At 53.6% G+C, this 14212-nt stretch carries 11 protein-coding genes; 2 read left to right on the top strand and 9 right to left on the bottom strand.

The window, feature by feature from the left end:
- Window positions 1-149 precede the first annotated feature (149 nt).
- Together ABLQ08_RS15730 and ABLQ08_RS15725 are read left to right on the top strand one after the other, a co-directional pair.
- Window positions 150-1826, top strand: a complete 1677-nt coding sequence (locus ABLQ08_RS15730; RefSeq protein WP_352943934.1) for a peptidase domain-containing ABC transporter — start codon at window positions 150-152, stop codon at window positions 1824-1826.
- Window positions 1823-4039, top strand: a complete 2217-nt coding sequence (locus ABLQ08_RS15725) for a peptidase domain-containing ABC transporter (RefSeq protein WP_352943933.1) — start codon at window positions 1823-1825, stop codon at window positions 4037-4039. Before ABLQ08_RS15730 ends, ABLQ08_RS15725 begins: the two co-directional genes overlap by 4 nt.
- A 100-nt stretch (window positions 4040-4139) precedes the next feature.
- Here ABLQ08_RS15725 and ABLQ08_RS15720 read toward each other — a convergent pair whose 3' ends face one another.
- The 9 genes from ABLQ08_RS15720 to ABLQ08_RS15680 all read right to left on the bottom strand — a co-directional run bounded on the left by ABLQ08_RS15720 (window position 4140) and on the right by ABLQ08_RS15680 (window position 14157).
- Window positions 4140-4826, bottom strand: a complete 687-nt coding sequence (locus ABLQ08_RS15720) for a phosphatase PAP2 family protein (protein WP_352943931.1) — start codon at window positions 4824-4826, stop codon at window positions 4140-4142.
- A gap of 322 nt (window positions 4827-5148) precedes the next feature.
- Window positions 5149-6441, bottom strand: a complete 1293-nt coding sequence (locus ABLQ08_RS15715) for a hypothetical protein (protein ID WP_352943930.1) — start codon at window positions 6439-6441, stop codon at window positions 5149-5151.
- Entirely contained in the window at window positions 6438-7967 is a 1530-nt protein-coding gene (locus ABLQ08_RS15710) for a VWA domain-containing protein (RefSeq protein ID WP_352943928.1), read from the bottom strand. Before ABLQ08_RS15710 ends, ABLQ08_RS15715 begins: the two co-directional genes overlap by 4 nt.
- Window positions 7964-8719, bottom strand: a complete 756-nt coding sequence (locus tag ABLQ08_RS15705) for a VWA domain-containing protein (protein WP_352943927.1) — start codon at window positions 8717-8719, stop codon at window positions 7964-7966. The genes ABLQ08_RS15710 and ABLQ08_RS15705 overlap by 4 nt, the downstream gene beginning before the upstream one ends.
- Before the next feature lie 224 nt (window positions 8720-8943).
- A complete protein-coding gene (locus ABLQ08_RS15700; protein ID WP_352943925.1) occupies window positions 8944-9414 on the bottom strand; it encodes a DUF4381 domain-containing protein in 471 nt (156 codons plus the stop codon).
- Window positions 9411-10412, bottom strand: coding sequence for a DUF58 domain-containing protein (locus tag ABLQ08_RS15695; protein WP_352943923.1), 1002 nt, complete (start codon window positions 10410-10412; stop codon window positions 9411-9413). Before ABLQ08_RS15695 ends, ABLQ08_RS15700 begins: the two co-directional genes overlap by 4 nt.
- A gap of 10 nt (window positions 10413-10422) precedes the next feature.
- A complete protein-coding gene (locus tag ABLQ08_RS15690; protein ID WP_352943921.1) occupies window positions 10423-11433 on the bottom strand; it encodes an AAA family ATPase in 1011 nt (336 codons plus the stop codon).
- A 66-nt stretch (window positions 11434-11499) separates the two neighbouring features.
- A complete protein-coding gene (locus ABLQ08_RS15685; RefSeq protein WP_352943919.1) occupies window positions 11500-12477 on the bottom strand; it encodes an HAD family hydrolase in 978 nt (325 codons plus the stop codon).
- Window positions 12478-12570: 93 nt separating this feature from the next.
- Window positions 12571-14157, bottom strand: coding sequence for an arylsulfatase (locus tag ABLQ08_RS15680; protein WP_352943917.1), 1587 nt, complete (start codon window positions 14155-14157; stop codon window positions 12571-12573).
- Window positions 14158-14212: the final 55 nt, after the last annotated feature.

Raw genomic sequence — 14212 nt, 5'->3', positions numbered from 1 at the left:
CGGGATATTTTTGAAATCGCCTCTTAAGGTAAACGGTTTTTAAACCCGAACCGTCGAGTTTGAATGAGCAAATTCACGACTCTGGCGCAAACATGTTGAAATCGGCGTTTTCATCATTCTTTTTACCCCGTTTGAGGGTGAGGCATTCCGTGACCGGAGGTTGGATCGCATCGCCTCGTCTGCCCCGGGATGTCGTTGTCGCCTCTGTCTTTGCCAATGTATTGGGTTTGGCAATGCCGCTTGCGATCCTGCAGGTCTATGACCGGGTGCTTCCGAATTCGTCTACCGACACATTGCTGGTCCTGATGGGCGGGGTGATCTGCGTTCTCGTTGCCGACGCCGCAATCAAGATTGCGCGTACAGCCGTGGTCGGACGGCTGGGTGCAGGCTTCAATCATCAGGCGCACAAGGAGCTGTTTCGGCGCGTTCTCGTTGCCAAGCCCGCACGGTTTGCCAAGACACCCGTATCCGTGCAGGTACATCAGCTAAGAGCCTTGCAGTCCGTGTCCGATCACTATGGCGATCAGGGTAGATTGCTGGCGATTGACCTGCCGGCCGGCGGGATTTACCTGGCCGTCCTGATCTTCATTGCCGGACCTCTCGCAATCGTGCCTGTGTGTTTGCTTGGGCTGTTTCTTCTGTTTGCAGTGAACCGCAACCGTTCTCTTCAGAAGGTGGTTGCGGATCGTGCGGATCAGGACGATCGCAAATCTGATTTCATCCTCGAGGTTTTGTCCGGCGCTAAAACCGTCAAGTCTCAGGCTATGGAAGCCTTGATCATGCGTCGCTTTGAAAGACTGCAGCGGGTGACGGCCAAACTCAGCGCGAAATATATGCGATTGTCTGGCCAAGCCCGGGACGCCTCTTCAATGTTCGGAACACTGACGACGGTTTTCGTCGTTTTGTTCGGGGCGCTGATGGTCATCAACGGCAATTTCAGCATTGGTGGTGTCGCAGCCAGCACGTTGCTGTCGGGGCAGTTCGTCCAGCCGTTTCTGCGTGCGATCAATCAGTTGACCGATATGCAGCGGTTGAAACACGACTACAGCCAGGTGCAAAACCTGTTTGAACTGCCCGAAATCGAAAAACGGGAAGACATGAACCTCGACGTCGACGGATCCATCGAGCTTGTTGATGTTTCCGCCGAAGTAGCGGAAGGCAAGCGACAGGTATTCTCCAACGTCAATTTCAAAATTGAACCGGGGCAGTTTATCGGATTTCAGGGTGTGGACGGGAGTGGCAAGTCCATCTTGATGAAACTGCTGACGGGAGAAATGTCGCCGAAATCCGGAAAGGTTTTGATTGGAGGTCAGATCTTTGACGGGCCGGCGAAGTACGCGCTCATGCGATCGATTGCCTATGTTGATGCTCAATCGGCGATCTTCAACGGCACGATACTAGAAAACATTACCATGTTCGGCGCGGTCTCCGACATCGCGCATGCCAGAATGGCCTCGAAACTGATCGGCCTTGAAAAAGAGATCCATCTGCTGCCGAAGGGATATGAGACCCAGATGGGCGCTGATCTTGGCGGCAAGGTTCCTGCCTCGACGCTGCAAAGGATCGGTATCGCCAGAGCTCTGGCGGGTGAGCCGAAGATCCTGATTCTGGATGAGGCAAACGCACAACTTGACCAGCAGGCGGACAGGGGGCTCATGGAGGCCTTGAAGCGTCTAAAAGGGCATTTGACGGTGGTCATTGTGAGTCACCGCCCGTCGATGCTGGCGCTTTCCGATCGGCAGTTTGAAATTCGTGACGGTCAGGTTCGTGGGACGGGGGGGCGAGGTCAGTGTGACCTGCCTCAGAAAATGGGAATACCGGCGTGAGCAAAGCCCTCTTTGACCTAGAAGATCTTCATTCCGTGGACAATCCGGTACATCGGCAATGGAACGACATCTCGGAAGGGTTGAACGCCGACACCCCTCAGGATTCGGCCTTCAAGAAACTCAAACTGGATGCGACCCCGGCAGAGAAATGTCTCATCCCGCTTCTTCGCGAAATGCGGTGGCAAGGGAATGATCGGCTCTTGTTCGAGGCTTTACCGCATTTCGATCGCATCGAAACGTTTCAGGAGTTGCGAACGGTCCTCAATCGGCTGCACGTTAAGACCACTTCGTTCCGCGGAAGCGCTGCCGAGTTTACGGAAGCGCAAATGCCGTGCCTTCGGGTGTCTGCCGGCGATGTTCAAGTATTGGTCAGCAGGACGGAATCAGGAGAATTCAGGGCATATTCCGGTCACGACGGCGAAGCCGTAATATTGTCCGCGAAGGAAGTCGCAAGGTCTGAAATCTATCTGGTCTTTGAGGAAAAAGAGGAAGAAAGCCAGGTTCGGAACAACCGGAGCTGGTCATCCGCTGCTTCCAAACAATTCCGTAGCAGCATTCTGTCAATTTTGGCGCTCGGCTTTGTTCTGAACGTTTTTGCTCTCGGCCCGCCATTGTTCATCATGGCCATCTACGACAAGGCAATGGGAGCGAAATCCATTGACGTATTGCTCACCATGGCGGTTGGAATTGCGATCATTCTGGTCTGCGAACTGGCACTGAGAAAGGCAAAGAACCGACTTCAATCTTATCTTGGCGGGCGTATTGACGCGATCGTCGGCAACAAGACCTTCGAACGTATTTTGCATTTGCCCTATTCAATGCTGTCGGAAGCTCCGATCGGTACCCAGGTCATGCGACTTCGATATTTCGACAGTGTGCGCGACATTTTTCAAAGCTCGCTGTTCAACGCGATCATAGACATTCCGTTTTCGCTGATCTTCATCACCGCGATTTTCCTGATCGGAGGACCCGTTGCGTTGCCTCCGCTGGCACTTCTTGTCGTCTATTCCCTGATTGCCGTCTATGTTCTGCCAAAGGTTCAGCGGGAAGTGGCCGCCGTCGGCGAGCAAAAATCCAAGCTCAACAGCTTCATGATCGAGACATTCCGCAATCAGCGAGCCTTGAGAAACCTCTCGGTCGAAGATATCTGGCTGGACCGGTTCTCAGCGCTCTCTGTTAACTTCAACAAGATGAACGTACACGCACGTCACCTGACACATGTTCTTCAGACGGTCTCGCAGACCTTGATGACAATATGCGGCGTGCTCGTCCTCGGCATTGGTGCCATGCAGGTCATGGGCGGAGAGATGAGCCTTGGCGCGCTGATCGCGACCATGGCACTGTCCTGGCGTGTTCTCAATCCGATGAATCAGGCATTCCTGAGCATTACGCAACTTGCTCAAAGCAGGACCGTCATCGATCAGATCAATAACCTGATGAAGGTTCCGCTTGAAAGAGAGCCTGGTCACCTGCCGCGCATTACCCGTGATATCCAGGGAGACTTGAAAATTTCCTCGCTGGTACTCCGCTATCCCGGATCGACCGAAGCTTCCCTGAAAGGTATCGAGTTAAGCGTCAAGGAAGGCGAAATGATTGCCATAACCGGACCGAGCGGTTCCGGAAAAACAGCCCTTTTTCAGGCAATGACAGGACTATTTCAGCCGCAGGTTGGTTCCATCTTGTTTGATGGCCTCGATGTTCGTCAATTGGATGCCGGCGAATGGAGATCGAAGATCGGTTACGCTCCGGACGATCTTGATTTCTTTTACGGTACGGTAAAGCAGAACCTTCTGTTGTCCGACCCGGGTGCCAGCGATGAACGTCTTTTTGAGACGACCACCCAACTTGGGCTTCTACCTTATCTTGAGGAAAACTTCGAAGGACTTGAGACCAGGTTGAATGGTGAGGTTCTCAAGCAAATCCCCGACGACATGAAGCAGCGCATTGTTCTTGCCCGGGCGTTTATCAAGACGGTGCCTCTCTATCTGTTCGATAACCCTGGAACGCACCTCGACTTCGAAGGCGACAAGAAATTCATGGAAATGGTTCGCGCATTGCGCGGTAAGGCGACTATTCTCATCAACACGCAAAGACCAAGTCACATGAAGATGGCGGACCGTGTTGTCGTGCTGAACTCGGGGCAGATCGCCATGATGGGCCCGCCGGAAAAAGTGGTTCCGGCGTTGATGGGACAGGCAGCCAAGGCGAGCTGATACCTCACATTCCTACCGTGCGTGTCTTTTTTGTTCGTCGGCGAAAATCCAAAAAACTTTTTGGTGCACTGATCACGGAACCAGTGCACCAGGTTAACCATCAGGACCGGTCAGCCTTCCGGATATCGGCTATGGCTTCCTGAAAAGCCGGATTTGCCAAAATTGCCTCTGCATAGGCATGGCCAAGAACCTGACCGGATGAGACATCCATCGGATAATGGACACCGGCGATGACCCGGCCGTGGCCGATCCGGTTCGCAAGATCCATCAATTCGTCATTCTTTTCCGGAAAGACTTCCGCCAATAAACGGGCATAGACGATGGCACGAATTGAGTGTCCGCTTGGATAAGAGGCCACGGCACGCGCGTCTCCAACGGCTTCTACCGCGGCACTGATTTCAAACGGCCGGGGATAGTCGTAGATTGCCTTGACGGCATCATAATCGTTACGAACTTCATCAATGGCATTGTCTAGCAAAGCCCTCAGGGCAGGACCATCAACTTTGAAGATCTCATCGCCAACGATTGGGGCGAAGCGGTCAAGGTTGAGAGGCGTTTCCACGAAAAGAACCTGCTTGGGTGTCCGGGTTTCCTGAAGCCAGAGAACAGTGGACATTTCTTCGTGGAACTTTGGCGTTCCCAACGAGGGAGGTGGAGAAATCTTGTTTTGCGCTTCGATGCTTTCAGGTGGCAACAGCGGTGCCGATGGCGTCGATGCCAGTGAAGTTGCTGTCGAAGCTGCAAATATGATTGCCACGGCGGCAAGTGAGCCTGTCATTCTTCTCATTTCAATTTTCCTCCGCTTAGTCTAGTTCAAGTGCAGGTCAGATGTTTTACCTGTACTTAGAAGTGATGGTGCGGAGTTGTGGTTCAAATTAAGGATTGGTAACGCAGCGAAAAGAATAGGATTGAGCAATTTTGAGGATATTCTATCTTCCTGAAGGGTAAAGAGAATTTTAGTTGCAAACGAAGAATATATAAATGAAGATTATTCAATAGTATTAGTCTATTGGGTGCTGTAGAAAGAAATTCAATCGAGTAGCTTCCTGGGAAGATATACTAGGATTTTCAGAATATTTTTCTCTGATTGCTATAAGTCCAGTGCCCATTCATGACGGATTGAGTGTTGGCAAACTGTTTTGTCGCTGCTGACGCGACCTGTTTAAGCGGGTCTTTCTAAGATTGCGGATTGCCGTCACCAGTTTCTTCCAGCCGGTATTCGAGCTCGCTTGATCATCGGGAGCTATTTTTCTGTAGCGTTTTTTTCCCAACTCAATCAGTGCGGCTTCATAGTCCGTCCAATCCAACGCAGCATCCAGCTTGCTCAGCCGTGTGCGCCATTCATTTCCACTTTTATAGACTTCATGAAGATTGCGCCGACGAACTTGGCGTTTTAGTTCCTGATAGGCGTAGGCTTCTGAACCTTTGAAAGTCCTCCAGCGTTGTCTTGCTACGCCAGCCAGTTTGGGGCCTAGCCAACGGACGAGAAAAAACAGAATACCGATGACAATCAAGGCAGTGCTGGCGGTCGTGAGCAGTGATCGCAGGTTCAGATCCCTTGTCTCTGGTGCAGCTGCATCGGCACTTCCGATTACGGTCAGGTGTATGGACGAGACCTGGGCCGTTTCGATCTCCCCGGTCTTGAGGTTGTACCAGGACAGAGAATACGCGGGAGTTTCGTATTTTCCGGCGCTTTCAGCGACAATCGTGAACGCTTGCTCACGAGTTCCGGACAGCAGACCACGATCTTCCTTTTCCTCGATCACCGGTTCGTTCGGATAAAACGAAACTCCATCGTACTCTGCTGAGTTCGCGAGTGATGGAAGGACCATCGGCGGTGCGCCTGAGATTGTGGCTTTGGTGGTAACTTTCAACGAGGCACCGGGTTGAAGTGTGGTCGGGTCACCTTCAACCTGTCTGTCCAGCGTTATCTTGTTCGCGGCAAGAAACGGCACCAGGTCTTCTGCGCCGACCGGCAGAGTTCCGATAATCTCGAAGGGCTCGATAGCAACTTCGGTCTCGATCGGTTGGCGGGTTTCCGGATCCGCAAACACGACTTTGATCGTACCTCCCGGTATCTGAAAGCGCCCCGGAACAAGCGGGTAAAGCCTGTAAGAGCGTGTCACCCCGGACCATGTTTCTCCATCAATGGTTTCGCTCGTTGGCCCCGAGGCCCGTGAGGGCAGCCTGACCATGACGTTTGGAACTTCGATGTTCGGAAAGATCGGTGGCGTCGGCATCCAGGTAGGAACGAGCAGGGATATCCGATAGATCAGCGGCTGTCCCGGAATGGCCGCGTTCTCTTCAAGAGCCGTTTTCAATTTCGGTGTGACGGTTGCTTGAGCTTCTACCGGCTGCACAGCCGTAATTGACAACATCAGAGCAAATACGAGGCGGATCATTGTGATTGCTCCACAGCTTCCAGTGCAAACCTGATCCTGAGAAAATCACCGGTTCTTGTATCGACTGTCCGCATCCATTGTTCCGCGGATTCAGGTAACGTTTCGCCGGATTGTTGCTGCATGCTTTCTGTTCCGCGGGCGGATTCATTGTCGAAAACAACGTCGTCTGCGCCGATGCCTCGTTCTTCTCCGGTATCGGACTGTTCTCGTGTTGTTTCGAGATACTCAAGAATATAGCGCGTGAGTTCGAGATTGTTTCTGGCCGCCTTGTTGTCCGGGTCTCGTTCGACGGCCTTTTCGAAAGCGGCAATCGCCTGCCGGTAGGACCGCGACCTTATGAGCGCCATACCTTCACCCATGGCAGCTTCGAAACTTTCCTGAAAGGAATAGAGTTCCGCAGCTTCCTCGTAGTTGCCAAGGCGGTAGAGCGAGTAGGCCTTCCACATCGGATCTTCAAATAGATCGACGGAGCTTTGGTAGTCCCCGGCCTCAAATGCCAGGCGTCCCTGCTGGTCCGGTGTCAGGAACCAGTCCCGCCAACCCTCGGCACGCACCTGCGGCGTGGACAGGAGGCAACTTGAGGCAAACACAAGAACGACCCAGTTCATTGTCCAACCTCTGCGAAACCAGAAAAGCAATATCAGTGCTGCAGGCCAGGCGAAAACATAACCCTGATCACGCCATTTCAGTCGTTCGTCGCGGGTGAGCGCCGACTGATAGGCGGAAACGATGCTTCGCGACACCTGGACGACATCGCTTGAGTCAACCGTTACGCCAACAACAAGGGTCTGCGGCAAAGTCTCAATCGATGTGAGGTTGGTTTGATCCCTGCTGAACGTCCAGAAAATCAGGGAGGTACCCGTATCTTCGATGAATTTTTGAAACGCAGGGACATCTGCATCCGACAACCGGTCAAGCAGAAATATGATGGTGCCGGGTTCGCTTTGCGATTCAAGTATTTCTTGGGCCATTTGCAGCGCGTCTCGACCGGTTTCGCCGTCTTTGGGCATCACGTCCGGTTCCAACCCCTCAAGAAAGGGTTTCAGTACTTCCGGGTCTTCCGTCAACGGCACAACCTGATGAGGCGTGCCTGCATAGGCGACAAGTGCTGTCTTGGCGCCACTTCTTTCTTCGATAAGATCCAGGACCTTGTGTTTCGCACGCTCAAGGCGGCTCGGTGGGATATCCGTCTGCATCATCGACTTGGATACTTTGAGAACCACGACCAGTGGTGACGCATTGGCAAGAAGAGGGTTGGGAACACGGGACCACGTTGGGCCCGCAGCCCCTAGGGCCATGAGGACAAGTAAGATGCATACCCAATCAATGGGACGTAAGCGGTAGGCTTCATTTTTTCCCACCGTAAGGGCCTTGGCCAGGTGTGGAGCGATAACATTGGGAAGTTCGGCTTTCCTGGACAAGGTTCTGCGGATCAGCAGCCAAATGAGGAAGATGGCGGGAAGGGCGCTTAACCACCAGGGGCGGATGAAATGAAAGACAGATAGATCCGGAATATCCCAATTCATGCTGGCCTCCGCCGCTCACGAAAGATCAGAAGAACAAACAGCGTCGACCAGCCAAGGGCGACAGCCAGACCCAGGAAGTAATGGCTCAGTTGATCACGCGGGCGATAACTGGTTGTTTCAACTTCCCGCGGTTTCAACGCGTTAATCCGCGCATAGATGTCAGACAGCGACGCTTCATCAGCAGCAAAAAAATACTGGCCGTCGGCTGCAGCTGCGATGTCTTTGAGAGCCTGTTCGTCCAGCCGTTGTTCTCCCGAGCCGTCGGGGTCGCCGACACCGACCGTAATGATCTCAATACCCTCGCCAGCAGCGATGCCGGCGGCATTGACGGGGGACATACGGCTGCCCGTGTCTCCTCCATCGCTCAACAGAATTAGAAGTCGTTCTTCAGTCTGGCTTGCCTGAAATGTCTTGATCGAAAGCCCGATTGCGTCGCCGATGACTGTATGGGGGCCGGCCATGCCCACCTGCGTCTGCTCAAGGAGGGAACGAACAGAAACGAGATCTTCGGTGAACGGGGCCTGCACGAATGCCTTGGCGCCGAAAATTATTAGAGCAACACGGTCACCGTCGCGGGCACTGATGAAGTCGCCCACGACTTTCTTGACTGCATCAAGTCGTTGAACACGCCCGCCGTCGGATGACGCGAAATCGATTTGGTCCATCGAACCGGAAATATCGATTGCGAGCATGACATCTCGTGCCGCATTTTCCGTTACGATCGGTTCACCGATGCGTTCCGGTTGGGCCAAGGCTGTGACCAAAAGGCACCAAACCAATGCAGCCACAAGCTCCTGGGTTAGGGACCGTCTTGAAACGACCGAACCAGGTGCGGGATCTTTGCTCGCCGCTTCTGCCAATCTGCGAAAAAAAGGAAATCGCAAGGCAGACACCTGTTGCTTGTGAGCAGGAACAAGAAAATAGACCAATAATGGTAGTGGCAGCAGCAGAAATGCCAGTGGCTGACTGAACTCGATCACTTGAGGTCTCTCCGATGTGATTTGATCCAGTCCTTGACCAACGGCTTCAGGCCTTGAGAACCAGAACTTTCCCGGTAAGGCGCAGATGCCAACGCCTGACCAGCGCCGTTGGTGAATTCCTTGCCGCCGTAAGTCTTGTCCAAAAATTCCAGCCAGTCGCTGCCGTGAAGGGATGCCACCGAAGAACGCGGATAGGCCGTCAGAGCCGTGCGTCTGATCAGGTTGGAAAGAACAGACGGATCATCGGGGCTTCGTGTAAGTTCGCTCAGCGCTTGTTTGCGATATGCGTTGCTTTTCCTGTGTTTAACAAGTTGATTGCCAAGGGTGACGGTGAGGGCGATAAGGACCAGCAGGAGCCAGATCCAACCGGCGGTCTGCGGAAACATTGAGACTGGTTCGGGTTCAGGAACCGGTTCCAGCAAATCCAGCAGATCCACGAGATTGAGACCCTTCCATTCGTCTTTCATCGTGGCCCTCCACCGGGCTTCCGGCGCCCCGTCAATCTGCTCAACTGCAAAACCGTGTCTTCGCCTGCGTTCAACGGAAAGATGGGCACGCCAAACTTGCGGCTCCAGGACAGGACTTCCGTCAGTCGACCTTTTGTGAACTCTTCAAGGCGCCGATAGGTTTCCCCGGCAGTGGTATCAACTTCCACCTGCAGTTCGCCGTCGGAAACAACAAGTGTCGTGCCTTCCGGGACTTCGTCTGAAATCGGATCTGTGACCGGACACAGTATTAGATCGTTGTGCCGTGCCAGGTTGGCCACCAGCTTTTCAGTTGTTTCATCAAGCCCGTCGAAATCACTGATGACGACAACCAGATGGTCACGTTTTGCCAGGCGGGCGACAGCAGCAAGAGGAAGGTTTAAAAGCATAGGAGCCTCGACGACAGGTGCATCCGCCCTCAGAAGGTTGTTCGCGCGCGTCAGTGCCGTCAGAAAACGCTCCATGGCGACTTTGCTGCGTTTGGGCCTAATCTCGCAGAGAATTTCGTCTCCGAAGACGATGCCACCAAGCCGGTCTCCATGGTCCAGAATTCGATAGGCCGCAAGTGCTGCTGCTTCTGCAGCAGTTACGGATTTCATGTTGTGTCTGGTTCCAAAGAACATGGACATCCGCTGGTCAACAACCAGCAGGGCTGGCTTGTCCCGTTCTTCGCTGTAGACCCGCACATGAGGTTCACCGGTTCGTGCGGTGACTTTCCAATCGATTGTTCTTGGGTCATCGCCGGCAAGATATCCGCGGAGCTCTTCAAAATTCAGCCCGCGCCCTCGCAATCGAGAAGCATGGCGTCCGTTGAGGACACTGTTCGCAGGTTGTCGTGGCAGAAACGTCAAGCTTCTGACCCGGTTTTCCATTGACCTCAAATGGTTGAGGTCAACTTGTATCCGGACATCCTGTTGTCCTTCATCCAACTGATAACTTGGGTGAAGGCCTGCTCTGAGACGTGCGTTGCGGTCGCGCATTCTTTTCTCCTCACGGCAAAGCGACCTGAGTGACGATTTCATCGACCACCTTATCCGGTGAAATTCCGTCTCCATCTGCTTCAAAGCTTAAGGTGAGGCGATGACGAAAAACGTCATTGGCGATTGCCTGAACATCCATCGGGTCGACATAGTCGCGGCCGGCCAGCCAGGCGTGCGTGCGGCTGCATTTGTCGAGAGCTATCGATGCGCGCGGGCTTGCGCCCACTTCTATCCAGCGCCTCAGATCTTCTGAGTACAGTTCCGGCGTTCTTGTGGCATAGACAAGGTCCGCCATGTATCGCTCGATCGGTTCTGAGACATGAATGTCGGCTATTTCACACCTTGCCGAGAAGACCGTTTCCTGAGTAACTCGCGCCGAATTGTTGTTCTCTTCACCCTCGTTCAAGTCGCTTTTTTGTTCAGCCGGACGAAGCGCGGAACCCTCTTCTCCACGCACAAGGCGAATGACCTGAACTTCGTCCTCCACCGGGGGATAACTGATAAGCACATGCATCAGAAATCGATCCATCTGTGCTTCCGGCAGCGGGTAGGTTCCTTCCTGTTCCACAGGGTTCTGGGTCGCCATGACCATGAACAGAGGTTCCATCTTGTGCGTCGTGCCAGACACCGTCACCTGGCGTTCTTCCATGGCCTCGAGCAGGGCCGCCTGTACCTTCGCCGGTGCCCGATTGATCTCGTCCGCCAGTACGATATTGGCAAATATGGGGCCTGGTTCGAAACGGAAGGTCCCGCTACCACCTGACTGGTGGTAGACGTCCGTTCCCGTAACGTCTGAAGGCAGCAGGTCAGGGGTGAATTGGATACGGCTGAAGTCAGCCTGAAGGTTATTTGCCAGCGCCTTGATCGCACGTGTTTTGGCTAACCCGGGCAAACCCTCAACCAGAAGATTGCCGTTTGCCAGAAGCCCTATGATCAATCGATCTATGACGTCTTCCTGACCGATGATTGATTGCTGCATGCGCAGCTTGAGATCCTTTATCCTTGGAAGCACATCTGACATTGAAAACAAATCCCACGAAAGCAATAGAAACGCGTCAGGCCGCCAATCGGCCTGAGTATCGGTCGGTTAGTTTGTCGATCCGGACCAGATCCGGCCCCAGTCCCTGGCCATGTCGATGAGTATCCATCCTCGGCCGGGACCTTCGTCCAGTCCTCGCTGCAGCTTGCCGACATGGCTGTCGCGATCATAGGCCCATTCACGTTGCTCGTCGGTGTGGTGAATTAGGACTCCCAGGCGAGGACCATCGCCAGATGTCGCCCATTCAAGCATCTGAAAGTCGCCGTCTGAATTGCCGCCAACGAAGATAGGCAATCGTCCGACCCTGCTGTCAATCGCCACCGGTTTGCCAGCCTTGTCGTCAATGAAGGCGATACCCGGATCCTTCAAGATTGTCGGTTCGCCATTCAGGACTTCATATCTTGTATTGCCGGTGCTGCCGATGACCTGTTCCGGGGGAATGCCATAGGCTTCTTCAGCAAACGCCCGCATGAAGTGAAGCCCGCCGCCTGACACGATGTAAGTAGTGAAACCGTTGTCCCGAAGATGACGCAACAATTCGAGCATCGGCTGGTAGGTCATGTCCGTATATGCCATCTGCTTTGTGGGGTGCCTGGCCGTTCCCAACCAATCGGCAACGTCTTTCTGAAATTCGTCAACCGAAAGCCCGGAGTGCGAGACCATGACGATTTCGAGCAAGCCTTCTTCACCGCTCTCGGCGACTTTCTCAAGGTCTCCGGCCGCCGCGGCCTTGAGGACATCGCTCGTCAGGATCGAGGGGTCTGCTGCTGCTTTTTCCTTAAGACGGTCCAGGGCGTAAAGCAACTGAAAATAAACGGGTTTTTCGGCCCAGAGCGTCCCGTCATTGTCAAATACTGCGATCCTTTCAGCCGGGGTCACATAATCTTCGGATTTCGGGTCGGTAACCGCGTCGACAAATGCAAGTATCCGAGCTTTTGCCTCACCTGCGTTCCATGAGGGCAGGGAGTCGGAGAACGCGGCACCGGTTGATAGCACCAGAACAACAATCAAAGAAATTAAACGCATTTGCTCCTCCCGCAGTCGTCTGCGCTGAACAGCTTGCCAAATGACAATAGCGGCGGACCGTAGCCCGCCGCAGCTAACAGGAATGTCTGTTTCTTATTGTGCGCCGCCTGGGTCGGATAGTTTCTCCATCACTTGATCAAGCGAGAAACTTGCCGCCTTTTGGCGAGGCGGAAACTCCTGGAAGGTTTCAAGGAAGTTTCCGACATATTGCTGCGCAGGCACCAGGAGATATGCCCTGTCCAGCAGCCAGTCGTAATAGGTGTTGGAGGTTCTATAGGACCGTTCGTAGGGGTCACGGCGCAAATTGAAGACAAGCGGAATACGCAAAGGAGTGAATGGCTCAATCCAGGCACGCAGCGTCTGGTAAGCTTTCTGCTCAAGGAACACCAGTTTCCAGTCGTTCCAACGCAATGCGGTCAAGTCGCCATCATCGGAGAAATAGAAGATTTCCGCCCGTGGGCCTTTTTCCTCTTCACCGAGCAGGAACGGCAGAAAGTTATAGCCATCCAGGTGAACCTTGTACTCGCGGCCAATTGCCTGAACGCCGCCATCCTTCAATTGATCCTTGATGTCGGGGACACCAGCCGCAGCCAGATAAGTAGGCAGCCAGTCCATGTGATGCATGATGTCATTGGACACGGCACCAGCTTCGATCTTGCCGGGCCAGCGAACCATCGACGGTACACGCCATCCGCCTTCCCAGTTGGTGTTTTTCTCGCCGAAGAAGGGTGTCGAAGCTGCGTCGGGCCAGGTGTTGTAGTGCGGACCGTTATCGGTCGAGTAATGCACAATCGTGTTGTCGGCGATGCCGAGTTCATCGAGGACATTCAGCAACTGTCCGACATGCATGTCATGTTCAACCATACCGTCCGAATATTCATCCTGACCGGAAATGCCGTCCAGTTCGTCCTTCACATGGGTCCGGAAATGCATCCGCGTTCCGTTCCACCAGACATAAAATGGTTTGCCCTGATCGTGAGCCCGTTTGATGAAGTCGATTGCGGCGACAACTGTCTCGTCGTCAACTGTTTCCATCCGCTTCTTTGTCAGTGGGCCTGTATCCTCAATGGTTCCATCAGCTGCAGATTTGATGACACCACGCGGGCCGTACGCTTCACGGAACGTTCTACCGTCGGCCAGCACCATATCGCCGGGGTAGTCTTCGTTTTCAGGCTCTTCTTCGGCATTCAAGTGATAGAGATTGCCGAAAAATTCATCGAAACCATGGTTTGTCGGGAGATGTTCGTCCTTGTCGCCCAGGTGATTTTTACCGAATTGTCCGGTCACATAACCTTGCGCCTTGAGGAGGCCTGCAATCGTTGGATCTTCTTCCTGCATGCCGAGCTCAGCTCCCGGCAATCCGACTTTTGAGAGGCCCGTGCGATATACGCTCTGTCCCATGATGTAGGAGGATCGCCCTGCCGTGCACGACTGCTCACCGTAATAGTCGGTGAACATCATGCCTTCCTTGGCAACCCGATCAATATTGGGTGTTTTGTAGCCCATGAGGCCAAACGTGTAGGCAGAAATATTGGACTGGCCAATATCGTCTCCCCAGATGACCAGTATGTTCGGCTTGTCAGCATCTTGCGCCAGAACCGGCGCAACCTCCGAAAGGGCAAACACCCCAACGGCGCAAATGGCCAGTTTCGTGGCCAACAAATTTATTCGAAATTGCATGGCTCAATCCTTCCCATGTGCATTGGTGTCGAATTGGAAAAAATGAAATGCACCA

This window comes from Roseibium sp. SCP14, assembly GCF_040329475.1.
Lineage (GTDB): Bacteria > Pseudomonadota > Alphaproteobacteria > Rhizobiales > Stappiaceae > Roseibium.
This window is presented reverse-complemented; position numbering and strand designations above follow the sequence as displayed.

Bases quoted from the DNA above. Each gene is read 5' to 3' on its own strand.
- ABLQ08_RS15690 (WP_352943921.1), bottom strand. From the start codon at position 11,433: ATGTCAGATGTGCTTCCAAGGATAAAGGATCTCAAGCTGCGCATGCAG.
- ABLQ08_RS15680 (WP_352943917.1), bottom strand. From the start codon at position 14,157: ATGCAATTTCGAATAAATTTGTTGGCCACGAAACTGGCCATTTGCGCC.
- ABLQ08_RS15700 (WP_352943925.1), bottom strand. From the start codon at position 9,414: ATGAAAGACGAATGGAAGGGTCTCAATCTCGTGGATCTGCTGGATTTG.
- ABLQ08_RS15710 (WP_352943928.1), bottom strand. From the start codon at position 7,967: ATGAATTGGGATATTCCGGATCTATCTGTCTTTCATTTCATCCGCCCC.
- ABLQ08_RS15720 (WP_352943931.1), bottom strand. From the start codon at position 4,826: ATGAGAAGAATGACAGGCTCACTTGCCGCCGTGGCAATCATATTTGCA.
- ABLQ08_RS15715 (WP_352943930.1), bottom strand. From the start codon at position 6,441: ATGATCCGCCTCGTATTTGCTCTGATGTTGTCAATTACGGCTGTGCAG.
- ABLQ08_RS15695 (WP_352943923.1), bottom strand. From the start codon at position 10,412: ATGCGCGACCGCAACGCACGTCTCAGAGCAGGCCTTCACCCAAGTTAT.
- ABLQ08_RS15685 (WP_352943919.1), bottom strand. From the start codon at position 12,477: ATGCGTTTAATTTCTTTGATTGTTGTTCTGGTGCTATCAACCGGTGCC.